At 40.6% G+C, this 25,696-nt stretch carries 19 protein-coding genes; 3 read left to right on the forward strand and 16 right to left on the reverse strand.

Features of this window, described 5'->3' with window-relative positions; genetic code table 11:
• Window positions 1-71: 71 nt before the first annotated feature.
• The 4 genes from KDU71_RS17685 to KDU71_RS17700 all read right to left on the reverse strand — a co-directional run bounded on the left by KDU71_RS17685 (window position 72) and on the right by KDU71_RS17700 (window position 5,849).
• Window positions 72-1,511: an MFS transporter gene (locus KDU71_RS17685; protein ID WP_212192428.1), complete on the reverse strand. Its 1,440-nt coding sequence runs from the start codon at window positions 1,509-1,511 to the stop codon at window positions 72-74.
• 76 nt (window positions 1,512-1,587) lie between these two features.
• The gene (locus tag KDU71_RS17690; RefSeq protein WP_212192429.1) at window positions 1,588-3,051 is read right to left on the reverse strand and encodes an aminoacyl-histidine dipeptidase; all 1,464 of its coding nucleotides are present in this window, start codon (window positions 3,049-3,051) and stop codon (window positions 1,588-1,590) included.
• A 36-nt stretch (window positions 3,052-3,087) separates the two neighbouring features.
• Window positions 3,088-4,191 (reverse strand): DUF4831 family protein, encoded by a 1,104-nt coding sequence (locus KDU71_RS17695; RefSeq protein WP_212192430.1) that lies wholly within the window; start codon window positions 4,189-4,191, stop codon window positions 3,088-3,090.
• A gap of 149 nt (window positions 4,192-4,340) precedes the next feature.
• The gene (locus KDU71_RS17700) at window positions 4,341-5,849 is read right to left on the reverse strand and encodes an NAD(P)H-hydrate dehydratase (protein WP_212192431.1); all 1,509 of its coding nucleotides are present in this window, start codon (window positions 5,847-5,849) and stop codon (window positions 4,341-4,343) included.
• A 277-nt stretch (window positions 5,850-6,126) separates the two neighbouring features.
• Here KDU71_RS17700 and KDU71_RS17705 point away from each other — a divergent pair, with 277 nt between their 5' ends.
• Window positions 6,127-7,647 (forward strand): peptide MFS transporter, encoded by a 1,521-nt coding sequence (locus KDU71_RS17705; RefSeq protein ID WP_212192432.1) that lies wholly within the window; start codon window positions 6,127-6,129, stop codon window positions 7,645-7,647.
• A 47-nt stretch (window positions 7,648-7,694) separates the two neighbouring features.
• On the opposite strand, the gene KDU71_RS17710 is transcribed toward KDU71_RS17705, so the two are convergent.
• From KDU71_RS17710 to KDU71_RS17755, 10 genes are all read right to left on the reverse strand, one after another.
• A complete protein-coding gene (locus KDU71_RS17710; protein WP_212192433.1) occupies window positions 7,695-8,507 on the reverse strand; it encodes a universal stress protein in 813 nt (270 codons plus the stop codon).
• 274 nt (window positions 8,508-8,781) lie between these two features.
• Window positions 8,782-9,141 carry a hypothetical protein gene (locus KDU71_RS17715; RefSeq protein WP_212192434.1) on the reverse strand — a complete coding sequence of 120 codons (360 nt, stop codon included), beginning with the start codon at window positions 9,139-9,141 and terminating at the stop codon, window positions 8,782-8,784.
• Window positions 9,142-9,279: 138 nt separating this feature from the next.
• Window positions 9,280-9,741 (reverse strand): hypothetical protein, encoded by a 462-nt coding sequence (locus KDU71_RS17720; protein WP_212192435.1) that lies wholly within the window; start codon window positions 9,739-9,741, stop codon window positions 9,280-9,282.
• 25 nt (window positions 9,742-9,766) lie between these two features.
• Entirely contained in the window at window positions 9,767-11,572 is a 1,806-nt protein-coding gene (locus KDU71_RS17725) for a V-type ATP synthase subunit I (RefSeq protein WP_212192436.1), read from the reverse strand.
• 8 nt (window positions 11,573-11,580) lie between these two features.
• Window positions 11,581-12,189, reverse strand: a complete 609-nt coding sequence (locus KDU71_RS17730; RefSeq protein WP_212192437.1) for a V-type ATP synthase subunit D — start codon at window positions 12,187-12,189, stop codon at window positions 11,581-11,583.
• Complete coding sequence (locus KDU71_RS17735; RefSeq protein ID WP_212192438.1) at window positions 12,189-12,692, reverse strand: DUF2764 family protein; 504 nt, start codon at window positions 12,690-12,692, stop codon at window positions 12,189-12,191. The genes KDU71_RS17730 and KDU71_RS17735 overlap by 1 nt, the downstream gene beginning before the upstream one ends.
• A gap of 2 nt (window positions 12,693-12,694) precedes the next feature.
• Window positions 12,695-13,300, reverse strand: a complete 606-nt coding sequence (locus KDU71_RS17740; protein WP_212192439.1) for a hypothetical protein — start codon at window positions 13,298-13,300, stop codon at window positions 12,695-12,697.
• 30 nt (window positions 13,301-13,330) lie between these two features.
• Entirely contained in the window at window positions 13,331-14,641 is a 1,311-nt protein-coding gene (locus tag KDU71_RS17745) for a V-type ATP synthase subunit B (RefSeq protein ID WP_212192440.1), read from the reverse strand.
• Window positions 14,638-16,413 (reverse strand): V-type ATP synthase subunit A, encoded by a 1,776-nt coding sequence (locus tag KDU71_RS17750; protein ID WP_212192441.1) that lies wholly within the window; start codon window positions 16,411-16,413, stop codon window positions 14,638-14,640. Before KDU71_RS17750 ends, KDU71_RS17745 begins: the two co-directional genes overlap by 4 nt.
• Before the next feature lie 624 nt (window positions 16,414-17,037).
• Complete coding sequence (locus KDU71_RS17755; RefSeq protein ID WP_212192442.1) at window positions 17,038-18,312, reverse strand: cystathionine gamma-synthase family protein; 1,275 nt, start codon at window positions 18,310-18,312, stop codon at window positions 17,038-17,040.
• Between the two features lie 127 nt (window positions 18,313-18,439).
• On the opposite strand from KDU71_RS17755, the gene KDU71_RS17760 reads away from it, so the two are divergent.
• Window positions 18,440-18,928, forward strand: a complete 489-nt coding sequence (locus KDU71_RS17760) for an Lrp/AsnC family transcriptional regulator (protein WP_212192443.1) — start codon at window positions 18,440-18,442, stop codon at window positions 18,926-18,928.
• Here the strand turns inward: KDU71_RS17760 and KDU71_RS17765 are convergent.
• Window positions 18,925-22,281 carry a hybrid sensor histidine kinase/response regulator gene (locus KDU71_RS17765; RefSeq protein ID WP_212192444.1) on the reverse strand — a complete coding sequence of 1,119 codons (3,357 nt, stop codon included), beginning with the start codon at window positions 22,279-22,281 and terminating at the stop codon, window positions 18,925-18,927. The two genes, KDU71_RS17760 and KDU71_RS17765, sit on opposite strands and share 4 nt — an antisense overlap.
• Before the next feature lie 122 nt (window positions 22,282-22,403).
• On the opposite strand from KDU71_RS17765, the gene KDU71_RS17770 reads away from it, so the two are divergent.
• A complete protein-coding gene (locus KDU71_RS17770) occupies window positions 22,404-23,033 on the forward strand; it encodes an NAD(P)H-dependent oxidoreductase (RefSeq protein WP_212192445.1) in 630 nt (209 codons plus the stop codon).
• 39 nt (window positions 23,034-23,072) lie between these two features.
• Here the strand turns inward: KDU71_RS17770 and KDU71_RS17775 are convergent, their stop codons facing one another.
• A complete protein-coding gene (locus tag KDU71_RS17775) occupies window positions 23,073-25,391 on the reverse strand; it encodes a GH92 family glycosyl hydrolase (protein WP_244828559.1) in 2,319 nt (772 codons plus the stop codon).
• Window positions 25,392-25,696 lie beyond the last annotated feature (305 nt).

A 25,696-nucleotide genomic window follows, 5' to 3' on the forward strand; every position in this document is an offset into this window, starting at 1 on the left:
TCTGGAATTGGACTAAAAAAAAACAGCCACCAAAGGCAGCTGTTTCTATATCATTTAAGGCATTTAAAAAACTACGCCATATTTGGTTTTTCAAGACCGTAACCACTCTTCTTATCCTGACGTTTAAGCATTATTGCCAGGAATAATGCGGCGATTGTCAGACCTACAAAAATCAACCAGGTGTTAGTATAGTCATAGTTTGGTAAATCACCGGCAATTCGCATTTCGGTAATTTTATCACCCACCTCTGAGGCACTCAAACCTTGTGCTTTAAGACTTTCACGAGCGGCATCCAATTTATCCGATACGCCCGGATTCATAATATCCAGTACTTTACCCACAAGGATAGGAATTCCCATCAATCCAATATTCTGAATAAAGAAGATTAAAGCATAAGAGGTTCCCAGGTAACGATCTTCAACAATTTTTGGTACTGAAGGCCACATTGCCGAAGGCACCAATGAAAAACCAATACCCAGAACGATTACCGCCAGGTAAGCAAATCCAACTGTATCTAAGGATGGTGTCCAGTAAATTAAATGCACAACAATCAGAAGAATGGCGCCAAGAATCATGATAGATGCCCCTTTTCCTTTACGGTCGTACAAGGTTCCGAAAACAGGCGTTAACAGCATTGTTCCAATCGGCAACCATCCAGGAATGTCACCAGCTTTAGCTGGATCAACGCCGTACTTATTAACCATTAAATCGGGCCCGTATTTGTAGAATGGGAATACAGCAGAGTAAAACAATAAACATAACAATGCGATGTACCAGAAACCAGGGTTTTTGATGATATGCCCGATATCTGAAATTTTAAAGTCATCTGATGAATCCGACTCTGATGCTACAGCTTCACCTTCCTTATCATACTTAGCATCCATCATAGCATAAACTAAGAAAAGAATTAAGCCAACCAGCAACAGGATAGCTGCAAACATAATAGGTGTTGGAATATCCATGGCTGCAGCAATACGAGGAGAGCCAAATAGTGCCAAAGCAGAACCCAGACGGGCCGAAGCCATTTCAAGCCCCATTGATAATGCCAGCTCCTTACCTTTAAACCACTTAACTAATATTTTAGAAACAGTAATTCCTGCTGTTTCAGCTCCTACACAGAAGATAGCGAAACCTGACGCAGCCAGAAAAACTTGCGATGGTATACCTAAAATGTCTCCACCTGGTTCGGCAATAAATGCATAATATTTAAGAGCAGCACCGCCCAACATTACAATACCTGAGGTGATAGCGGTAAAACGGATACCCATTTTATCCAAAATAATACCACCAAGAATTAACATCCCGGCAAATACATTGAGGTAGCCCTGAGCCCCGGTTACAATTCCCCATTGAGAGTTATCCCAACCGTAGGCATTTTGAACCATTGTCTTAAGAGGAGATAAAATCTCCATAAAAAGATAGGCTGTTAGCATCGCCAACGATACTAAAATAAGCACGACCCACCTTGCCGTTTTAGAGTCGCGTAAACTGCTCTTTATAGCTTCTGTCATTTTGATTATAGTTAGTTATACGAACAAAAAAGAATAGCCACAACTTATATTGCAGCTATTCCTATAGATTTATTAATTACTTTTTAACCGGTACATTTTTGAGGGTTTCCACCAGGTAATCCCAGAACAAAGAAACGGTCTCAATATTCACCTTCTCATCAGGTGAGTGAGGATAACGAATGGTTGGTCCGAACGAAATCATGTCCCAGTGCGGATAGGCACTACCCAAGATACCACACTCTAGTCCGGCATGGATAGCCTTTATTTCCGGCACTTTTCCCCATTTATTATTATACACTTCCTGCATGGTTTTCAGGATTGGTGAATCCATATTGGGTTTCCAACCAGGGTACTGACCACCGAAAGATACCTCGGCACCAGCCAAACGGAAAACACTCTCCATTTTCGACTCCAGCTCTTCAATAGCGGTATTCACCGAGCTTCTCATCAAACATTTAACATCAATAACGCCATTGGCTGATTTTACGATTGCCAGATTCGTTGATGTTTCAACCAGACCTTCCATATCGGTGCTCATGCGCATAACGCCATTAGGCGCCGCGATAACGCCATTAATCAGGTCATCTTGTGTGAGCTCATCTATCAAAGTAGCCGGCAAGTCTGATTTTTCGGCAGTAAATGACAAGTTTGGCTCTACGTTGCCAAACTCGGCCTTATACATATCTTCAAATTCCTCCAGGCTTTCAACAAAGTCATCTGCATTTTCGGCAGGCACAGTAATCACTGCAAAAGCCTCGCGTGGGATAGCATTACGCAAGCTACCACCATCGATTGAAGCCAGACGTGCATCTAAATTAGCTACAGCATACTTAATGAAGCGGAACATCAGGATATTGGCATTACCACGTCCGATATTGATATCAAGACCTGAGTGACCGCCTTTCAGGCCAGTAATAGCCATTCGGAAAGCTACAGAATCAGCAGGTACCTCAGACTCAGTATAGTTAAATTTGATGTTGGCATCTGAACCACCGGCACAACCTACGTACAATTCACCTTCGTCTTCTGAGTCCATATTCAAAAGGATATCGCCTTCAAGCAATCCCGACTTTAGTCCGTTAGCACCAGTCATACCAGCTTCTTCATCCATGGTAATCAATGCCTCAACCGGTCCGTGCTCCAAATCTGTTGCCTGCAGCACAGCCATTGCAGCTGCCACACCAATGCCATTATCAGCCCCCAATGTAGTACCATTGGCTGTCACCCAGCCATCCTCGATATATGTTTCAATAGGATCGGTTTCGAAGTTGTGCACTTTATCACTATTCTTCTGTGGCACCATATCGATATGACTCTGCAGAATAACGCCCATTCTATCTTCATAACCAGGTGTGGCTGGCTTACGAATAATTACATTACCTACCTCATCACGGATAGTGGTAAAACCAAGCGATTTTCCAAATTCTTCAATAAAGTCAATGGCTTTACCTTCTTTTTTTGAAGGACGTGGTATTTGTGTTAGTTTATAGAAATTTTCCCATAGCCCCTGGGGAGATAATTTAGCTATTTCGTCGTTCATAACTTATTGTTTATAAAAGGGATTATTTTAATGTTATTACTTTTTATCTACACTTTGTAGTGCTCCGGTTGCGGGGTTGATGCGAATGCTCACATCAGCTTTTTCAAGCACATTGGCAGGCATGGATACCACCTGTCCATATTGCCCAAGATAAAGCTCCTGCTCTTTTACCAGCACATTTTTATCAATTACCTTAATTTTAACCTTGCCAGGCTTGCAGTAGAACAGGCCGTTACGCACTTCCTGATTTTTATTACTGATCACCACATTATCCGGCAGGTCAGGGCTATCAATAGCTTCCAGCTCAATATACACCGGAGCGCCGCTCACATCCATTTTGTCAACGATACCATTAACCGCTGAAAAACGAAATAACACATCGTTATTGGCACTCATCTTATCAGGTATAATATCAAAGGACTTGGTAAAAATAAATGACTCAGTTTTGCCAATGAACAGCTCCATGTGCTCTTTTTCAAGTGCATTAAGCTCACGCACCATGACTTCGTATGATTGGCCGTCGGGAGGTAATTGCTCATAATCGCTGGCTAATATCTTAAACCTGCGCTTACGTATTTTATAAATATAATTGGCCGTTTCTTCGGCCATGGCAGCAGTTGATGTTTTAACCATTTGTTTTTCAATCATGCCCACCTCATTAAAATTAACATCCTTAAGCGATGGCACATATTCATTGGTAAACTCCTTCAGGTAATCATCAAGCACCAGTGCATCAGTGTTGATCCCGGCCAATACACCTGATGGTGTCAGGTTCAGATAAGGTGCAGCATTATCACCTGAAAATGAAATGGCATACTGCTTTGCCGGGTCAGGTTTACCATATGTTTCGATATTAATGGATTTTATTTTCCACTCTTCTTTATCCTGTGTTACCACATCGCTGATGTTAAGCATTTTTTGAGAGTAACGATAAAAAGGCCCTACACGGCTGATAGTCTTTTCCACCTCAACATTAACACGTACAACAGTAACGGGCAGGCTATAAAGCAAGGCATCACTGGTGGCATTGGTCATAGTTGCCACATCCTGCACATTCACTTTTGATGGAATTGTCTGTTCAACAGCACACGAGGTAAGTGCCGCAACAATACCTATTGAAAGAAATAATTTCTTCATCATTCTCACTATTTCTGATTAATAAAGGTCTTGAGAGCTACAATTTTCACACCAATAGCTTTCAAAACAATTATTTAATTGAACGTTACTTTTACATTAAAAGTACAAGGACATCAAAGGTAAACGAAAAAAATTAAAAGCCAAGATGATAATTATCGCCTTAAAGACTGAAACGCAGCACCAATTTTTGAAATAATATCGGAAGCAACAATGGCTTCTTCGGCCATCTGCTGCAACAACAAATCGGCGGCCAGACCATGCAAATAAACTCCCAGACGGGCCGCCTCCAAAACGGAATAACCCTGCGCCAACAATGCCAGTAAAATACCAGTAAGTGCATCACCACTTCCGGCAGTTGCCATACCATAATTACCACTGGAGTTGAAATAGCAATGCCCATCTACATTGATTACCGCTGTGAAGGCTCCTTTCAGCACTATTACCACTTGCATATCAATGGCAAACTGTTGGGCTTTCTGCAAACGCTCAAAAGCTGAATAACTTGGCCCGGCCAAACGGTCGAACTCACCAGGATGTGGCGTAATAATGGCATTATCCGGCATCAACTCCCACATCGACTCATCCTGCGATAGTATATTTAATGCATCGGCATCCATCACAATTGGTTTGCCATTAAGCGCCTGCAACAACTCTCTCATGGCAGTTATTGTATTAGGTTTTGTACCAATACCCGGACCAACCCCAACCGCATCGAACCCATTTATATCAGGAAATTCAGATAGTAGAATATCCGATCGATCGATACTAGCCATTGCTTCAGGCACCGCTGTTTGTATAATTCCATACCCTAAACGGGGCACATGTGTTGTCAATAGCCCAACTCCTGCCTTCAGGCATGCTTTGGATGCCAGTACAGCTGCTCCCATTTTGCCATAACTGCCAGCCAACAATAATGCATGCCCCATATCTCCTTTATGGCTAAACCTGCCTGGTTGCTTCAATAGCTGCCTGATTAACTGCCTGTCTGAATAACAATAGTCAGAACTGGTTTCTTTAATAATCTGAGGATGTAAGCCAATTTCTTCCACCACCCATTCACCAACAAAAGCTTCATTTTCGGCCAATAGAAACGCCAGTTTAGGAAATTGAAAGCTAATGGTGTAATCCGCCATAATAATAGCTTCCGGATCATTCCCCGCATTATCTTCACCAAACAAGCCTGAAGGTATATCGATGCTGACCACCTGTACATTGGTATTATTAATATAAGCAACCAGCTTTTGAGCCAAGCCTTCCAAAGGACGATTTAAACCAGAACCAAAAAGTCCGTCAATAATCGTATTTTCAGTACCAATGGCTGTCAACTGCTCCTCCGATTGCAAAGTGACGGTGCACTTTTTAATACGCTGCAGTCGTTGGTAGTTTAGCTGCGCATCCTGACTTAGCTTATCTTCACTGGTCAGCATAAATACTTCAACATCCCTACCATCCTGCAAGAGCATACGAGCCACAGCTAATGCATCTCCCCCATTATTTCCCGGACCTGCCAACACACTCACATCGCCGTGCGGGTACAATGCCGTAAAACGACGGTAAAAGGCCGAAGCTGCACGCTCCATTAAATCAATGGAAGCAATTGGCTCATTTTGTATGGTGTATTGGTCGATGCTGGATACCTGGGCAACGGGAAATATCTTCATAATCTAAACTACTAAAAGTGGGTGTTATCAAATTTACAAATATTTACGAGAACCCTATAACTCAACAATAGTCCGTGCGCAAGAGGAACCACAATTACGATACCTTGGCGCACTCTATCGGCAACAAATTAAATTATTATTGATGACGTACGTAACTAACCATCATAACCTTACATAAAGACTGCTGCAAAGCATGACACTTACGATTTGTAAGTGCTGCAAAAAAATATATATTTGCTTCGCTTTGATTTAACAACTAATTATAAATTAAATAGATATGTTTAAAGGACATCCTAAAGGACTCATTCCTGCCGCACTAGCAAATATGGGAGAACGTTTCGGCTTCTATACCATGATGGCGATATTAGTGCTATTTATTCAGGCTAAGTTCGGTTTGAACGAGCAAATTTCTGGTACTATTTACGCCACTTTTTATTCTTCAATTTACTTCCTCGCCATTGTAGGTGGTATAATTGCTGACAAAACCAAAAATTACAAACGCACCATTCTTGCAGGTTTATTAATGATGGCTGTTGGCTATTTTCTGATGGCAATTCCTTCAAATACCCCGGTGGCCAGTGTTCCGTTTTCACTAACCTTAACTTGCTTAGCTCTTTTTGTTATCGCTTTCGGTAATGGTTTGTTTAAGGGTAATCTTCAGGCTCTTGTTGGACAGATGTATGATAACGAAGAATATGGAAAGATGAGAGATTCAGGCTTTTCAATTTTCTACGCTTTTATTAACATCGGCGCCATCTTTGCTCCAATGATTGCTCCTGCCGTTAGAAGCTGGTGGCTTGGTCGTTCAGGATTCACTTACAATGCTACACTTCCTGAATTGTGTCACCAACACTTGAATGGAACAATCAGCGAATCTGCTACTCAAAGATTTCATGAAGTTGCCAATTCAGTAAGCTCAACTCCTATTACAGATTATACTGCATTTTGCAATGAATACCTTAACGTATTTAATGAAGGTTTCCATTATGCATTTGGTGTAGCAATTTTTGCAATGCTTATTTCACTAGTAATTTACCTTAAGAATAAAAACAACTTCCCGAATCCAGCACTTCAAGCTAAGTCTACTGATGGAGGCTATGATACAAAGATGGCTGAAATGGATGCTAAAGAGGTTAAGCAGCGCATCTACGCTCTTCTTGCGGTATTTGGGGTAGTTATTTTCTTCTGGTTCTCATTCCACCAGAATGGTTTAACTCTTACATTCTTTGCAAGAGATTACACACACCTAAGTCTATTAGGTTACGAAATATCTGTAGAGTTCTTCCAGTCTATGAACCCATTCTTCGTTGTATTCCTTACTCCTGTTGTGGTAGGTATTTTTGGATTCCTTAGAAAAAAAGGCATAGAACCGTCAACTCCAAAAAAGATTGCAATTGGTATGTTTATTACTGCTCTTGCATTCGTTTTAATGGCTGTAAGTTCTCTAAACCTTCCAATGCTTAACGAAGTTAAGGAAATGGGTGGACTACCTGAATCTATGAAAGTTTCTGCCTGGTTGCTTGTTATCACTTATTTAATTCTAACAATTGCCGAGTTATTCATTAGTCCTCTTGGAATCTCTTTCGTATCGAAGGTAGCTCCTCCTAAATACCAAGGACTGATGCAAGGATTGTGGCTTGGTGCAACCGGTCTAGGTAACCAGCTATTATTAATTGGTGGATTACTATATGCAGGTGTACCTTTATGGATTACATGGACTGTATTTGTAATTGCATGTGTTCTTTCAATGCTCACCATGCTATTTATGCTGAAATGGTTAGAAAGAGTTTCGAAGTAATCTGAACTTGAATATATAATAAAAAAGAGGCCAATTGGCCTCTTTTTTTATGCCTCGTCATGAAGGATTAACATGGGATGTTCAGGATGCAATACCATCTTCTTAGTAACACTTGGATGGAATAAACGCTCAAAAAATGATTCATTATGACGCACAAGTGTAACAATATCAGCATCATTATCATCCATAAACTTCAGGATGCCATTACTTACATCTTCGCCCTCAATGAAGTTAAATGACAAATTAAGCCCCTCGAAGTGCGATGCAATTTTATTTTCTGCCTCCAGGCGATTAACGTAATCATCTTCCATCACATTTACAAACATCAAATCAGCATGGAAATGATGTGATAAATCGCGCAATGGTTCAACTACTTCATCCACTTTCAGATCTTTCAAATCTGTAGCGAATACAATTTTATCAGGCTTTTTAAACTTGGCATGCTTAGGCACAACCAAAATGGCGGCATTAATGTTCTTCACCACTTCATAAGCATTACTGCCTAAGAGGAAGTTCTCCAGAGCTGTTTCTCCCCTGCAGCCCATCACAATCAACTCTGGTTTAAATTCTGTAATTTCATTCTGGACAACATCTAACAGTGAACCAAAGCGAGAGGCTAATTCCACCCGGGCATTTGGAAAACGTCGATGTAAAAGGGACAGTTCATTCTTCAGGCCTTTAAGGCTTTCTTCAGCCAATTCCTCCTTTACCTGCATGATATACGGACTACCGCTAAACTCGAGATCGTAGGCATTAAGAAGATCAAAATACACCTTCTCATTTTCAAACATCTTAAGCGCATACATGGCAGCATTCCTGGCAGTGTCAGAAAAATCGGTCAGTAACAAAATCCGTTTCATAACACACAATTTAAACGATAAGGTAAGCTACATGCGGCACCGGCACTTGCTGCCGTAGGAAAACTCATTACCGAACCTTTTCGGAAAAGCAACTTGTGCTGTCGAATATGAAATACATTAGCTCAACACAATAAGAAACCACGCTATAATAGTATACGAGAAATATAAAAAGATAGTTCAGCTTTTAATCAAAGCAAACCATTGTTTAGTCAACAATTTTAGTGCGTTAATCAACAATAGGAAACCTAAAGACAAGAATCATGTAATAAAATAGTTATGCCTGATAAGCATTGACACGCCTCAGAATAAAGCGCCCTTCAAGGTTTTGATCATCCACACTATGCCCTTCAATCTTATGAGGATTTGTCAGCTCTGCAATACGATCGTCCAAACAATATTCAATGGCAAACGGTGCTTCAATGATTTCATATGACTGCCCCCGCAGCATCAGCCTGTCTTCAATTACCTCTCCCTCTACACGGATAGCAATAAGAAAAGAACCCTCCTCATAAATATACTCGCGGTACACCAGGGTACCAGTTATCTGTTCACCATTTTGCTTCAAAATGGCATAACCCATATCAAACCCTGCCTCAAACTGCTCAAAAAAATGCCACTGACCGGTTAAATTCATGTAGTTAGTTTCTAGTCGGATGGCTAAAGTCAGTGTAGTATCAATGACTTAAACCCCATTCGTTTCAAATAAAAAAGAGCTGGCAAAGATAGCCAACTCTTTTAAATATTATTCTGTCATTCTTAACAGAAGCAAGCATTATGCACTTGGAATAGCTCCCATACCAAATACCATTGCCAAAAGAGCTACTGTTTCAATAACACCCATTGCAGCAATGTACATACCTGCACCTTGCTTATCATCTACTGCCAGGTTAGAACAAGCGGCAGCACCTGCACGGCCCTGCATAATAGCCGATGCAGCAATGGCAATACCTACAAACAAGGCAAAAACCATCTGGTTCATATAGCTATCAGGATTCAGATTAGCACCAATCAATGCATTCATGAAGATCATACCATAGATCACCTGACTTAAAGGCATGCCTACCATGGCCAGTGCCAGCGCAGGTAACTTCTTTTTGTCTTTAATGGATTGCTTCCATAGTCCCATAGCACCCATAGCTGCAATTCCTGTTCCTATTGCTGAACCAACTCCAGCGATTCCTAAAGCGATAGCGTGTCCGCCAAAACCGTTTACTACTGTTGTTAATAATGTCATTGTATATAATTTTATTAGATTTTACTTACTTTTTTATTTTAAATGGATTGTATTCACTGCCTGAGAATTCTACACTCGCGTGTCCGGCATATTCCAGCATATTCAAACGGACACCATGTACCAACACAGCCATTGCTGCCAATGTCATATTTAAAGCATGTCCCAATATTAGTACCAATACGGCACCTACTCCGGAAGCAATAGTGGTGATACCTTCGCCGATGGCCATGTCGTTAAAACTACTTGCCATCAACACCGTTGACAAACCTACTGCGTATAAACGAATGTATGAAATTACATCAGAAAAACCGTTAATGACGTTCAAAGGCAAATTACCCAAAGATGATAATATGCCTTTTACTATTGGCTGGCTCGGACTGGAGAACAGCGCAACTAATACACCTCCCCCAATAAATAACCATGGCATAAATTCAGGTGCCTCTATACCTAGCACCATTTTATTTACCAAGAAGTAGAGCCCCCATACAATGGCCACCCAACCTAGCTGGGCAATTACCAATATAGAGTTGATGTATTTCCACCCCTTTTGGATATGACCAATGGTTAAGTGTACAGCCCCAATCAGGAACATAAACTGCTGAATCCGGAGGTTATCTCCACCAAAACTAGCCAACTGCTCAACCTGCAATTGCTTTAAGAACGGAATATTAGCAAGGGTTTCAGCCCCAAAATATGTTCCGGTAAGCACTCCCCATATCATAACCGATACAGACAGAGTGTAAAACAAGCCAAACTCAATCTTTTTAACAAAGCCTGATTTCCAGTGAGCCAAAAGGGTCAATACAAAAAAGATGATACCATAGCCAGCATCTCCAACCAATATACCTGTAAAGAAGGTGAAGAAAATCAGAAATACATGTGATACATCAATCTCATCATAACCAGGCACTAAGCCCATAAAGTTCATAACCGGCTTAATCTTATCGGTCCACTTTGGATTCTTAAGCAAAGTAGGTACCAGATCAAACTCATCATGACGAGGATCGCTCACCATATAACCCCAGCCGTTTTCATCAGCTGCATCGGTCACAGCGTTAACCTTATCAACGGGCACATATCCTTCCCAGCAACGCACTTTACCATGGAAAGCTACCCCTCCATATTGAACGGTACGCACTTTTAATCGGCAGTTACGTTCCTCCAAAGCATCTATTAATAAATCCTTTTGAGTTGCTAACTGCAACAAGAGTTGCTGGCCAGTTGCCAGTTCCTCTGTATTCTTTGCAAATGCCTCGTCAACTTCCTGCTTTGATACACCAGGGAATTCTATTTGATGATAGTTTAAAGTAGCTTCCTTGTCTTCAGCAATAAGCACTACCTGACAGAGCCCTTTTGCCTGCCCAACGACTTGTACACTTGCCTTAGCCTGAACACTTTTCACATCCCTTTCAGGCACCTCATACAATTTCAGGTAAATACCTTTACTGTTGATGGATTGAATATCATCCAGTGAGATATTTCCCCAACTACTATACCACTGTTGTACTTGCGAAAGTTCAGCAATCTGCTTTTGAAGTTCTCTATTAGCCCGATTAGTTTCCAGCACTTTCTCCAATAAGGCAATCTCACCTCTTTCTTCTTTGGCATAATCAATTATCCCAACCGAATCAGAAGGTTCTGCGCCTTCATATTCATCCAGCACCTCAATGGCCTTCTCCAGTTGCTCGATGCGTTTGTTTAATCGTTCAATCGAGTCATCTTTTGCTGGTTGAAACGGAGAAATATGCATCAAACCTAATTTGCCCAAAACCGTTAAGTCGTCATCCATATCATTGGTTGGATGGGCCATAAAGAGCAATAGTTTTTTCATTTTTGTAATCATACCATCACTCCTTCCTTTTGACTGGTTTTAACAACTTTAGCTGTAGCAATTGTCAGGCGCTCATCATCCTGCAGCTTCTGACCAATTTTTCTAATCGCTGTTTTTGCATTAGGTATGCGGCGATTTTCAAACAGTTTGATACGGGCACGCACATCAAGCAGTTCCTCTTCAAGTAAATGAATCTGCTTTTGCAGACAATCAATTTCAGCCATCAGCTGTAATTGCTCTTTCATTAACTCAATAGCATCGTCCACCCAAAGCGGTGTATCAGCATGAATGGGAGCTACATTAAAGTCCACACCTTCATATTGATCAACCCGCACTCCAGCCACATCAATATGCTTCGTAAGTACCTTGTTAACCGATATAAATGACGTAATATCAACGTGAGAATCACTCATCACAGCTACCCATGGATCAGCATGCCTGTTATTCCGCTCTATCACCTGACGAATTTCCTCAATTCTTTCAGCAATTGTGTTGATAGTAGACATCAAGGACTTCTCCATGGCTTCGAACAAAGGCAGCATGCGTAACGACACCTTCAGAATTTTTTTCTGACGGGCTCGCTCTGTTTTAGTATATTTTATTTTTACTCCTGCCATTATTCCTCCTTCTTTTTAGGCGGGTTAACGACTGATGCCAACACCTGTGAACCGCGCTCTTTATCAAAGGAATTCAGCCGGTTTAATATCTGCAATCGCAGTTTATAAACCATTACCTCCGTTAAAGTAAATGATTCGCCAGCCTGGATGGAATCAAGTTCTTCCCATTGCCATCGCATAATCTGCTTTTCGCGCTCTAATGGATTGGCATGCACCACAGTTACCGGGAGTCGCATTAAATTAGGGGTGCGTTTCTGAGCCTTTGCCTCTCTGAGTTCAGCCATGTCTTCTTTCATATCATCCAACATCACTGCAATACTCTTCAAACTCACCTTCCCTTCCGAATCGGTTGCCTGATAAATATCAACCGGTTCGAGTTTCTTAAAGTGCTTTGCCGACAGTTGATTTCTGGCATCTTCGGTAAACTCATCCATGGTGATGGGTGGTGCCTGGCCAAATTTCAACGAGGGCAAACTACACATTAAATAAACCAAGTTCGACATGTTTAGTCCTCCTGGTTTTGGGTTATGCGCTCAACCAAATCTTTATTTAACAAGGTAAACATGGCCTCTTGTATATCACTAGCACTTAATACAAACTGAACGCCACTGTTTTCCTTCGATTGTACCACTATTTTGGCTGCACTATTAGTCAATGGCTTCAACTCCACTGATTCTTTCAGTCCAGCCTGAGCGATAAACGCTTCCATGGCTTTTTGCGTTTCAGCAGGTACTGATACCGTTTTATTTCCTTCAATAGAAGCCACCACTGCTTTGGTTAATTCTTGCAGGTATTGCTCCTGCGTGAATAAGCTATGGCTCATGTTGCCAAAAATTGATTCCATGTACTTCAGCACAGCCACCTTCGTAGCCTCTATCATATCACGAGATGCCTGCTTTAAAGCCATTTGAGCATTATTTTCTGCCTGCTCTGCTTTTGCATTGGCCTCTTCGATTATTGTATTTTTTTGAGCTTCTGCTTCTGCTATAATTTCTTCGGCTTGTTTTTTAGCCTCTTCGATGATTCGTTGCTTTTCGGCTTCTCCTGCATCAATACCTTGCTCTTTCAGCTTCGAAACTATCTTTTCCAGGTTTTCTTTATTATCGTGCATTTCTTTCATTTTTGTTAATAGAATAACCGATTAGTTCTTATCCCAATATTCGTCAATCAGTTTTTTACTGAGGCCTGTTTCTGTTGGTTCAAAATGACGTTTTAGAATAGCCCAACATTTATCAAGGGCTGCCTCCAACTCAATTGGTTCACCAAAAGGCTCCTCAATATTATTGATGAAGTCAGTACGATAACGCAATAATTTTTGTGAATATGGATCATTTGCCGCACCTACTTCTGATGCTTCATGGGCTTTCTCGGCATCAGCCAATAACGAAGCCATGGCCGTCATAATAGCACGGTGGTCGCTCCTGGTTTTTCCGTTTACACCTTGCTTCAAACGTGAAAGCGAACGAGCCAACTTCAGCTTACCATTTTCCAGGAAGAACTGACCTTCTGTGATATAACCTGTATTATCTGGCACCGGATCTTCTAATGATTCAAGGGTCGTGGCTCCGATAATAGTAATCGAACCAGCCCCTTCAATATCAGCAGCTACCTCGTATCGTTTGGCCAATTCAGAATACAACGAACCCGGATAACCTTGCAGTGATGGAATCATATCCTGATAGTTAGCCACGTTACGAAGGATGTTTGACCAGTTGGTCATATCCGTCAGCAACACCAACACATCTTTACCCTGATCACCGAACTCGCGGGCTACACTTAATGCCACATCAGGGAGCATTAAACCCTTGATCTGAGAATCACCAGCCAAGTGAGTAAACATGATGGTTTTATCGATGTTACCCGACTGTGAAAGCTGATCTTTGAAGTACTGGTACTCATCGAACTTCAACCCAATACCGGCAAAAATAATCACATCAGCCTGAGCACCCTGAGCAATTTGCGAAAGCAATCGGTTATAAGGCTCTGTAGGACCAGCAAAAATCGGAATCTTCTGCGATTTTACCAATGTATTAAATACATCAATCATCGGTATACCTGTCCACAAGGCTTGTTTTGGTACATTACGAACGGTTGGGTTTAATGTATCCAAACGTGTCGAAATTTCTTTTTCGAAGATAACCTCAGGGCCTCCATCAGCCACCTGGCCAGCACCGTCAAAACTACGCCCAAGCATTTTGTTCGAGAATCCAGCTGTAAGCGGCACCTCAAGCATACGTATTTTGGTTTTTGTACTCAATCCAGCAGTACCATTAAAAACCTGAAATCGAGTTGCATCCTCGGTAATATTAATGGCTTTAGCAAAGGAAAGGCTTTGATTGGTATCAGCTTCCAATAATTCAACCACATGGTTTAATGCCACTCCGGGATTACCTTCCACCGAAATCAGGGCTTTCCCTACTTCGCTTATCTTGTTAATTTCTTTCCTTATCATACGGCGTATTCCTCCTGTAAAATAAATTTATCCACTGCTTTAGGTAATTTGGCGAGCTCTTCTTCTGTTTTAGCTGAGTAATTCCAGTCTCTCCACCATTGACGCAATTCATCAAACTTGTGTTTGATTAACTCCTTCAGTTGCTCATCATCCAAGTCACCAGCCTGGAAATCAATCGTGTTATCAATAAGGTTTTGAGTCGCTTGATTGATGATTTCCAAACGTTCAGGACGCGTACAGGCATCGGTCTTCTCAAATGCATCTTGTTGCATCACACAGAAGTCGATTGTAAGCCCTTTTTGGTATTGTATGTAATTAGATACCGGCACTTTTTTCAGACCGATTGTACTAATTGTTTGGTCGATATCATTGGCTTCATTCAAGGTGGTAAGCATTTTTTGGCGATCCTTCCATGAAATGAAACCATCATAAACAGAAGTTGTATATACCAGAGGATCAATCGCCGGATATTTTTTTGCATCAGCACGATCCTGAGAAAGTCCCCAGAAACCACCGGTTGCATCCATGGTAGCTTGGGTAACGGGCTCCTGGAAGTTACCACCAGCTGGCGATACCGTTCCGATGAATGTAAGCGATCCGCCAGTACCTAGATCTTCACCGGCACGCTGATACATACCTTTTATCTGATCCGGAATATCCATTGGAAATGCCTCTGGCCCTGGAATATCACCCTGACGACCACTACGCTCACGGAGAGCCTGTGCCCAACGCGATGTTGAATCGGCCAGCATGACTACTTTTTTACCCTGATAGCGGTAATACTCACCTACGGTTAATGCAATAAATACAGAGGCCTCACGCGCTGCTACAGGCATCGAACTTGTATTACCGAAGATACACATACGCTTCATCAAAGACTCACCTGTTGTTGGGTCTTCCAACTCGGCAAATTCTTTAAATACCTCCACAGCCTCACCAGCACGCTCTCCACAGGCTGCCATCACAATAATATCGGCAACTGCATACTTACACAGTGAGTGCTGAAGCACCGTTTTCCCTGCGCCAAAAGGTCCAGGGTTACCTACCGTACCTCCATAGCCTACAGGCGCTAATAAATCTATCACCCGTACACCTGTTGAAATCGGCTTAGTAGGAATAGCACGTTCTTTAAACGGAATTGGCGATTTTACAGGCTGACGGAAAGCTAGTTTAAGCTCATGCTTATTACCCTGCTCATCTACTACAATAGCCACCTGTTGTGTAATGTTAACCGAACTTTTTTCGATTATGCTCTCCACTTTGCATGGTCCGAAACTAAATGGCACCAGTATTTTATGGTCCACTTTACCTTCAGGCACTGTTCCTATTACATCTCCTCCTGCAACAGCATCACCTACTTTTACAATTGGAGTAAAATCCCATATAGCCTCCTCGTCCAAAGCAGGAGCATTCATACCCGGTGTCAAATAAGCATCTTGTTCACTTAACTTATACAACGGATTCTGAAGTCCATCCCATACGCTTGTCAGGAGTCCTGGCCCTAGTAAAACAGATAAAGGGGTCCCTTTAAAGACCACTTCATCACCAATTTTAGCGCCGGTTAAATCTTCAAACACTTGCATTTCTACAATACCTGCATCGGCATTTTTTGGATCAGGTAGTATCTGCAGCACCTCCGCCTGGAGGAATTTCCCATCTACGGAAATCTCTGCAGTTTCACCCATTATCACATCATCAAAGAATCGGGCTTTCACCAATGAGTCCTGAATGGAAATAAGGTTTCCTGTCCTCTTTTTACTGATATCGTTCATAATTTATATTTTAAAGACAGTTGATAACATACAACCACCTCCTCATTACATATTTTAAAAGCCAATTATTAAAAGAGTCATTCTTCACTTGCATCAGAGTTCAAACTTAATTTGTTGTGAAACTATGACATCTGGCAGAATTTATATACTTCTGCAAAGTAACATGGCTATTTCATCCACTTAACAACACATAACCACAATGGTTCTGCCTACGTAACTCAACCGATTACAATTGTTTCAGGCAATTCTTCATTAAAAATATGACCTGTTTATTCCTCCAGCTCAGCAGGCATAGTGCCTGTGTTTTTAAGCTGTAAAAATATTAATTAACATTTTTTGGGATTTCAAATATAGTTCTTTTTACCTCTCTTTTACCATTAGTTTAGAAAGATTATAAAGAAGCTATTTGGTGATAGGTAATAGTTGTAACGAATGTATATAATTAATTATACAATTGGAAGTAATTGAGGGCGAAGACCGATAATTTTCGTATAAAATAACAAATATCGATTACGAATTTACATTTGTTATGCATTCGTCATTTTTGAGGCAACAAAAAAGCCGTCCCACCACAGGACGGCTTAGCAAAACATTAACCATAAAAACCAAATTCAAGCCAAATGCCTAACAGATGGCCGAACTATTAGCCTTCGTAACCACTTCGAAGGCATTTCTTATTTGTTCTATCAGATCTTGCGGATCTTCAAGTCCAATACTTAATCTAACTAAAGATGGTGAAATACCAAGTTTCACGCGATCTTCCGGCGACACATCAACATGTGTCATGGTAGCGGGGTGTTCAGCTAAACTTTCGGTTGAACCCAAGCTTACTGCTAATTTAAACAACTTAAGGTTATTAAGAAAGATAAATGCTTCTTTTTCGCCACCTACAATGTCAAAAGCTATCATAGAACCTGCAGATAAACACTGTTTATCAAACACTTTCTTCATATCACTCTCTTCATCGAGCATGCCAAGATAATGGATTTTATCTACCATCGGGTGATCTTTCAGGTACTCTGCAATCACCTTTGCACTCTTAGCTTGTGCCTCCATGCGCACCTTAATAGTTTCTAAACTACGCTGTAACAACCAGCTGGAATTAGGATCCAACTGACTTCCGAAGAAAGTACGCATCACCTTTACCTGACCAACAAACTCGGCAGCACCGGTAATAGCCCCGGCAATTACATCGCTGTGACCTCCGATAAACTTAGTGGCAGAATAAACAACCAAATCAGCACCAAACTGCAATGGATGCTGGAACACTGGCCCTAGGAAAGTATTATCAACAGCCAACACGCATTTCCTTTCTTCAGTACTAAAATAGCGCGCCACCCTTGATACCATATCAATATCAATGATTGAGTTTGTAGGATTACCTGGTGTTTCAACATAAACCATGGATGGTTTTTTACCCGGGTAGGCCTTTTCAACCCGCTCAATAATTATGTCTTCCTTTTCGCCTTTAACGAATCCGACTACTCCAATATTAAACTGAGGCAGTACATGATGAATAAAATGGTCGGTACCACCATAAACTGGAGAAGAGAAAAGCAACACATCACCTGGCTTCACAAAAGATAGTATGGTCGTTGAAATAGCCGCCATACCACTTGAAAAGAACGCTCCAGCTTCAGCCTCATCCCAAAGAGCCAATCTTTTTTCCAGAATATCCATATTAGGATGATTCAGACGAGAATAAATCATCCCCATTTCTTCACCTTCCTCTTTCTCCCTAAGCCCATAGGCTAGTTCAAAAAAGGCCTTCCCTTCTTCACAATTATTAAATGCAAAGGTAGATGTCTGATAAATAGGGCATTTCACTGCCCCCTGATGCTCGTGGGCATCATATGCATGGGACATCATCAAACTCTCTGGCTTCATCTGCTTATTCATCGTCGAATTATTTTTTAACAAATTTACATTATAGCAGTTGTTTATGCCACCCTTGATTATTATATTGGTTTATTATTCTATTTTATCTATATATTTTAGATATTTCACACTTTCACAATCATACAATATGAACAAAACAGAAAATTTTTCTAGAATCAACCTTGATGAGACTGATAAAAAACTCCTAAGTCTGCTGCAGCAAAACGCAAAAATGACGACCAAGCAGCTTGCTCATCATCTAAATCTATCAACCACGCCTGTTTTTGAACGTATCAAACGACTTGAACGGACGGGGGTAATAGAAAAATATGTGGCCATCGTTAATAAAGAGAAGGTAGGTAAAGAGCTGGTTGCTATATGTAACGTTTCACTTAAGCAGCATTCTCACGATGTGATTAGAGAGTTTGAGCAAGAAATTGCTAAGCTTCCTGAAGTGATAGAATGCCTGCATATTGCCGGGATGTTTGACTACATCTTAAAGATCATTACTAAAAACATGGATACCTATCACAACTTCATATACAATAAGCTGGCCTCAGTTAATAATGTCGGAAACGTTCAGAGCTCTTTTGTTATGCGCGAGATAAAATCAGGAACTGAGCTATATCTGGATTAGCTATGTTTGGTTAGCGGTAGTTGAAAATAAAAGTTGGTACCAACACCCAGTTCTGATTCAACGTTTATAGAACCCTTTAATATTTCAACCAGATTTTTGGTGATTGTCAGCCCTAAGCCATTCCCACCATATAAATTCTCATTTGTATTATCAATTCTTGAAAAGCGCTCAAATATACGGGTTTGATGCTCAAGGCTGATGCCAATTCCACTATCTTCTACACTAAATAAAGCCTGATTACCCTCCTCTTTTAGCGCCACTTTAATATATCCGGAATTAGTGAATTTAATCGCATTACTGATCAGATTATTCAGTATTTGTCTTAAACGGAATGCGTCAGTTTGCAATATAATTGGCTCATTAGCGCAAATCAGCTCATACTTAATAACTGGCTTCTCCTGCAGTAATCTGGAGGTTTTAAAGGTTTCAAAAACTTCTTTTATCAGTTCATTCACATCAATTTGAGTAAGCACTACTTTTAGCTGCCCTGATTCAATCATTGAAATATCAATAATATCATTTAAAAGATGTAGCAGGTTATCGCCATTAGTTCGTATCAGGTGTGCGAAATCATTTTTCTCCTGTTCGTTAAATGAACTATCGAGCAGCAACTCTGAAAAACCCATAATAGCATTCATTGGCGTCCGAATCTCATGGCTCATATTTGACAGGAAAGCTGATTTTAAGCGGTCTGATTCTTCAGCTGCTTCTTTGGCCAGTTTGAGCTCCCTGGTACGCTCATCTACAATACCCTCCAGATTCTTAGCCAAATGTTCCAGCTCTTCTTTCTGCCTTGCAATTTCATCACGCTGGCGGTGAGCAATATTACGTTGAAGCTGTATTTCTTTAGTTCGTATGTGTACCCGTTTCTCAAGCACTTCTTTATCACGCTTCATACGCAAATAATACAGACGCCCTGCCATGTAAACCAAAACAATGGCCATCAACACACTAAGTACAACAAACCATGGCTCTTTCCACAATGGAGGCTGAACAATGATGGTAATTCTTTTGGCGTTATCACAGAAATAGCCTTCAGCATTGGTGGAACGCACCTCCAGCTTGTATTGTCCGATATTTAAGTCAATAAATGTAAGGTTTCGTTTGTCATCAAGAGGAATCCAATCGGGCGAAATAGGCAGCATCCGATAGTAGTAATCTATTTGCAATGGTGCCTGATAATCGAGCGCTGTAAAGTTTATGGTAAAAAAACGCTGCTCAGCATCAAGTGTAATCTGGTCTGAATTTAATAAGGAGCTTCGAACCACACGTCGGTCTATCGCAAGCGAATCCATATCCTGAAATGCCTGATCATACAACTCCAGAGAGGTGAAATATATGGGTGGTGAAAATGTTGATTGCTTGATACTATCAGGATGAAACACATTAAAGCCATTAATACCTCCAAATAACATCCTTCCATCATCCAGAATCTCAGATGCCGGGTTAAACTCATTACTCTGTAATCCATCCTGAACATCATAACTAATCACATCCTCTGTTTCCAGGTTAATGCGAGAAATGCCTTTATTGGTCGATACCCAAAGCTCATTGTTATGCTCATACAAATGATAAGTATAGGCATTGGCTAAGCCCTGCTCTTCACCATAATGCTTGATAATATGGAGGCTATCATTAACCAGATTAATTCCTTTACTGGTAGTCAACCATATACGATTTCGGCTATCTTCATAAACTGAAGTTACATTGTAACTACTCAAACCTAATGTGTCAGCATCAGTATTAAAAAGGTAGGTAAATGAATCTGTTTCGGGCCGATAAATATTAACCCCATATTGGGTTGTCACCCAAAGACGCTCCTTTGAATCACAATAAACATCCCAGATCATCTCATTGGTGAGCGCTCCGTCATAATTGGCAAATTGATAGCGAATAAATTTATCGGCAGAAGGATCAAACTTTGACAAGCCATAAGCAGTGCCTATCCACAAATTGCCTGCTGCATCCTTTTCTATTGCAAACACTTCATTGTCGGATAAGGATGTGGAATCGCCCTCAATGTATTTATAAGTATCAGTTGAGCGGCTAATTTTATTGTGCTTAAAAAGACCTTGTGAAGTCCCAATCCATAAGTCATCATTATCATTATATAAAGCCCATACCGATACATCATCTTGGTGGTCTAAGAAATAATATGGTCTGATATTACCCGTTGAAGCGTCCCATATCGAAAGGCCTTTCATGGTACCCACCCATACTTGCTGTTGCTTATCTTTGCTTAAGGCAAAAACTGTTTTGCCATTAACTCCCTTTCCGTCTTTAGTTTGGTAATAGTGGACAAACTGATTACCCGAAACATCCATGTGAATACATCCACTGCTTTTAGTTCCAATCCACAGATGCTCTCTGTCATCCAGATATAAGCAACGCACCGAATTTTCTTCCAATGAATAAATATCGTATGGATCATTCTTTAAACTGGTGATAGTACCAGCAGGTGAAACATAGGTGATGCCATCCAATCCACTACTCAGCCAAATACCTCCATTCTTATCCACCAGAGCATCACTCACCTTAGTGTTTTCGAGGTACAGCAATCTAAACCGGCCCGTTTCTTTATCGAATTCATAAAACCCATTATCGGTGGCCAACCACAAATAACGACTCTCATCCGATGGTCGTATCTCATCAATTATATTGCTGTTATAGCGTTGCTCTTTTCGCGAGTTTGTATATCGGGTAAAAGTTCGGGATGCCACATCCAGCTTCACCAGACCGAATCCATATGTGCCGGCCCAAATAACTCCGTTTTCATCCGCAAACACTGAGGTAGCAACCACAAACGGAAACTCAGCATCTTCGGCCTCCGAAGATTCAAAATTATCAAACTGCTTAGTATCTGGATTGAATATACTAACACCGTATGATGTGGCAATTATAATGTTCCCGCTTTGGTCTTTAAATAAATCATATACAAAACCCGACGAAATGCTATTTCCAGAATCTCGATATGGATAATGAGTAAACTTCTCGGCATTTAAATCAAATATGCTTAAGCCACCGCCATTTGTGCCGATGTAAATCAAATCTTTATCCCGATCTTCAATAAGGCTATTAACTGTGTTAATTATCAAACCCTCTTCGGGATTCCCTTTTGAAACGAAAGTAGTTACTTCTTTACCGTCGTACCTGTTTAAACCATCTTCGGTGCCCAACCATATAAACCCACGCTTATCTTTAAGAATGCAAGTCACCGAGTTTTGAGAAAGGCCATCGTCAATGGAGAAGGTGTAGGTTGAGTAACGTCTGACCTGAGCTTTTCCAGTCTCTGCAGCAAAAAGCAACAGCAGTATGACTATTGACAGTCCATATGTTTTCCTGAAATATCTCAAAGGCGATTCTTTATACACTCATAAAAGTAATTAAACAAATGGCGAAAGCAAAAGTAAACATCATCCAAACAAAAGTGCTGGTGCGTTGTTATTTCTCAAAAGCAAAAAACAATCAATAATATATGAATATTTTAGAAAAACTGAACTGGCGATATGCCACTAAACATTTTGATGTTAATAAAAAACTATCAAAAGAGCAATTAGACCTAATAAAGGAAGCTACGAACCTTACACCTTCATCATTTGGCCTTCAGCCATTCAAAATCATTATCATTGAAAATAATGATATCAGGCAAAAACTTCAGGAAGCTGCTTGGAATCAACCGCAAACAACTGATGCATCTCACTTGGTGTTATTTGCTGCCAACACACATCTTTCATCCGATGATGTAGAGGCATTTATCAAATTGATTTCTGAGGTGCGCAACGTACCTGTTGAGGCATTGGCTGAATACGATGCCATGATGAAAGGTAGTATTGCTTCAATGAGCCAGGAAGATGCTACTAATTGGGCGGCTAAACAGGCTTATATTGCCCTTGGACAATTAATGGTAACCTGTGCTGTTGAAGGCATTGACACTTGCCCTATGGAAGGATTTGACAAGAAGGCCTTTGACCAGATTCTGGACTTACCATCAAAAAATCTGACGTCAATAGTGATGGCAGCCGTTGGCTTTCGATCGTCTGACGATAAATACCAGCATCTGCCCAAGGTCAGAAAAGCACTGGATGATATTATCATCACCATCTAAAAGAAACGGCTTGCAAGGTTTTTGCAAGCCGTTTTTGTACTATTCCATTTCTGTACTCATCGATGGCGGATAAGTATTGGCACTGACACCACGTTTTGTATTTGGCTCAGCTCCCATTGTAAACTTTAATAGCCCACCTTTAAGCAGAGCTTCATGCTCAATATAATTTTTATCCCACTGAACACCATTTAGTGTCAGTTTTTGCACATATACATTTTCTTTACTATTGTTATCACTGGCAATAACTAACTCATTTCCATTAGGCAATTGTACGGTTACCTTATCGAAAACCGGACTTCCAAACACGTACATATCTTCTCCTGGACAAACCGGGTAAAAACCCATCGCGCTAAACACATACCAGGCTGAGGTTTGGCCATTGTCTTCATCGCCACAATAACCGTCAGGGTTTGGCGTATACAATTTATCCATTATCTCACGCACCCTGTACTGTGTTTTCCATGGCTGACCAGCGTAAGCATATAGATATGGCATGTGTTGAATAGGTTGGTTACCATGTGCGTATTGTCCCATATTCATTATCTGCATCTCTCTGATTTCATGAATTGGGAATCCATAATAGGAGTCATCGAAAACAGGTGGTAAATCAAATACTTTATCGAGCATACCAACAAAAGCCTCGTTGCCGCCCATTAAGTTTTTAAGACCTTCTACATCGTGAAAGACAGACCATGTATAGTGCCAGCTATTTCCTTCGGTAAATGCACCGCCCCATTTGAAGGCACTAAAAGGCTCCTGGAAAGTACCATCGGCATTTTTACCCCTCATCAGGTTATTATCTGAACAAAACAGATTACGATAGTTTTGTGCCCTTTTGGCAAACAAATCAATTTCTTCCTGTGGCTTGTCAAGTGCTTTAGCCAACTTATAAATGTTATAATCAGCAAATGCATATTCAAGCGTCCGAGCAGCATTTTCATGAATACCTACATTATATGGAACATAGCCTAGTTCATTATAATAAGAAGCGCCATATCTTCCAACAGATGTTATTTCCTCATTGTATGATTCAGTATTTTTCAGAATGGCCTCATATAAGGTTTCAATATCGTAATCGCGCATGCCCTTAAGGTAAGCATCGGCAATATTTACTGCTGAGTTAGAGCCAATCATACAACCACGGTGCCCCGGACTAGCCCACTCAGGCAACCATCCGCTTTCTTTATAGGTATTCACCAGCCCTTCCATTATCTGATTATTCAGCTCCGGATACATAATGGTAAAGAATGGAAATACTGCACGGAAAGTATCCCAGAAACCATTATCGGTAAACATATAACCAGGTAATACTTCTCCATTATAAGGGCTATAATGTACTACTTCATTATTCTCATTATACTCAAAAAATTTGCGAGGAAAAAGAAGTACCCGGTACAATGTTGAATAGAATATACGTTGCTGGTCAATTGTTCCTCCTTCAACTTTGATCTTATTTAATTCTGTTGCCCAAGCCTTATGAGCCTTTTCTTTGGTTGAATCAAAACTATCATTACCTATTTCACGGTTAAGGTTCAATTGAGCTTGTTCATAGCTGATAAAAGAAGACGCCACCTTAGCATGTACTTTTTCTCCTTTTTGTGTTTTAAACTTTAACACAGCTCCTACATGATAGCCTTCTGCTTCAGCAGTATTCTGTAATTCATCTTTGTTCCATGTTTGAACTTCACTAAAGGCTTTATCAAATTCAATTACGAAATAGTTATGAAAGTTTTCGGGTACGCCTCCCGAATTGTTCCTACAATAACCTATAACTTTGTTTTCTTCAGGTATAATCTTAACATACGATCCCTGGTGAAAACCATCAACTAACACATAGCTTGACTCATTCTCCGGAAAGGTAAATCGAAATTGAGCTGCACGCTCGGTAGGTGTCACTTCAACATTCACATCATAATCGGCCAGATAAACCTGATAATAATGCGGTTTAGCTGTTTCGGCCTTATGCGAAAACCAGCTTTGACGCTCTTCTTCTTTAAATTTAAGCTCACCGGTAACAGCCATTAAGCTGAAGGCCGCATAATCATTGATCCACGGACTTGGCTGGTGAGTCTGCTTAATTCCACGGATTTTATGAGCATCATACTGATACCCCCATCCGTCACCCATCTTATTTGTTTGGGGTGTCCAGAAGTTCATTCCCCAAGGCGTAGCAACCGCCGGATAGGTATTACCGTTTGATAATGCAAATTCAGAATCAGTTCCCATCAAAGTATTAACATACTCAACAGGATCATCTACCTGCAAACAATGCTCAACCTTTTGGTTGCAACTATTCAGAATCAGCATAGCTGAAACTCCAAATAATACTATTCCTCTAACTTTATTCTTCAGACTCATATTCTTCGTTTATTTTTCGGCAAATTAAGAAGGTTTTTTGAGGTAATATGCCATTAACTTCTTAAATATTAAGCAAAAGAACAAATACAACCACACTAAAAACATTTATCCACCGTACAAATATCTACCTGATATAACTAAAGGAGAGCCAATTTATAGTTAATAAACCATCTTTAAGTGAGTTTTATTAATAGATGGGTAAAGTTGAAGAAATCCTATTAAACACAAAAAACCCCTTATTCGAATGAATAAGAGGTTTCTCTAAAAAAAAGGCGGCGACCTACTCTCCCACTTCTACGCAGTAC

Origin of the sequence: Carboxylicivirga sediminis, from assembly GCF_018156225.1 — a bacterium.
In the GTDB taxonomy this organism is placed as follows: domain Bacteria; phylum Bacteroidota; class Bacteroidia; order Bacteroidales; family Marinilabiliaceae; genus Carboxylicivirga; species Carboxylicivirga sediminis.

Excerpts from the sequence above, each read along its gene's own strand:
- KDU71_RS17770 (WP_212192445.1), top strand. The coding sequence starts at position 22,404 with ATGAATATTTTAGAAAAACTGAACTGGCGATATGCCACTAAACATTTT.
- KDU71_RS17690 (WP_212192429.1), bottom strand. The coding sequence starts at position 3,051 with ATGAACGACGAAATAGCTAAATTATCTCCCCAGGGGCTATGGGAAAAT.
- KDU71_RS17735 (WP_212192438.1), bottom strand. The coding sequence starts at position 12,692 with ATGTCGAACTTGGTTTATTTAATGTGTAGTTTGCCCTCGTTGAAATTT.
- KDU71_RS17740 (WP_212192439.1), bottom strand. The coding sequence starts at position 13,300 with ATGCACGATAATAAAGAAAACCTGGAAAAGATAGTTTCGAAGCTGAAA.
- KDU71_RS17730 (WP_212192437.1), bottom strand. The coding sequence starts at position 12,189 with ATGGCAGGAGTAAAAATAAAATATACTAAAACAGAGCGAGCCCGTCAG.
- KDU71_RS17750 (WP_212192441.1), bottom strand. The coding sequence starts at position 16,413 with ATGAACGATATCAGTAAAAAGAGGACAGGAAACCTTATTTCCATTCAG.
- KDU71_RS17710 (WP_212192433.1), bottom strand. The coding sequence starts at position 8,507 with ATGAAACGGATTTTGTTACTGACCGATTTTTCTGACACTGCCAGGAAT.
- KDU71_RS17775 (WP_244828559.1), bottom strand. The coding sequence starts at position 25,391 with ATGAGTCTGAAGAATAAAGTTAGAGGAATAGTATTATTTGGAGTTTCA.
- KDU71_RS17700 (WP_212192431.1), bottom strand. The coding sequence starts at position 5,849 with ATGAAGATATTTCCCGTTGCCCAGGTATCCAGCATCGACCAATACACC.
- KDU71_RS17760 (WP_212192443.1), top strand. The coding sequence starts at position 18,440 with ATGAACAAAACAGAAAATTTTTCTAGAATCAACCTTGATGAGACTGAT.
- KDU71_RS17685 (WP_212192428.1), bottom strand. The coding sequence starts at position 1,511 with ATGACAGAAGCTATAAAGAGCAGTTTACGCGACTCTAAAACGGCAAGG.
- KDU71_RS17715 (WP_212192434.1), bottom strand. The coding sequence starts at position 9,141 with ATGAATTTAACCGGTCAGTGGCATTTTTTTGAGCAGTTTGAGGCAGGG.
- KDU71_RS17725 (WP_212192436.1), bottom strand. The coding sequence starts at position 11,572 with ATGAAAAAACTATTGCTCTTTATGGCCCATCCAACCAATGATATGGAT.
- KDU71_RS17745 (WP_212192440.1), bottom strand. The coding sequence starts at position 14,641 with ATGATAAGGAAAGAAATTAACAAGATAAGCGAAGTAGGGAAAGCCCTG.
- KDU71_RS17705 (WP_212192432.1), top strand. The coding sequence starts at position 6,127 with ATGTTTAAAGGACATCCTAAAGGACTCATTCCTGCCGCACTAGCAAAT.
- KDU71_RS17720 (WP_212192435.1), bottom strand. The coding sequence starts at position 9,741 with ATGACATTATTAACAACAGTAGTAAACGGTTTTGGCGGACACGCTATC.
- KDU71_RS17755 (WP_212192442.1), bottom strand. The coding sequence starts at position 18,312 with ATGAATAAGCAGATGAAGCCAGAGAGTTTGATGATGTCCCATGCATAT.
- KDU71_RS17695 (WP_212192430.1), bottom strand. The coding sequence starts at position 4,191 with ATGATGAAGAAATTATTTCTTTCAATAGGTATTGTTGCGGCACTTACC.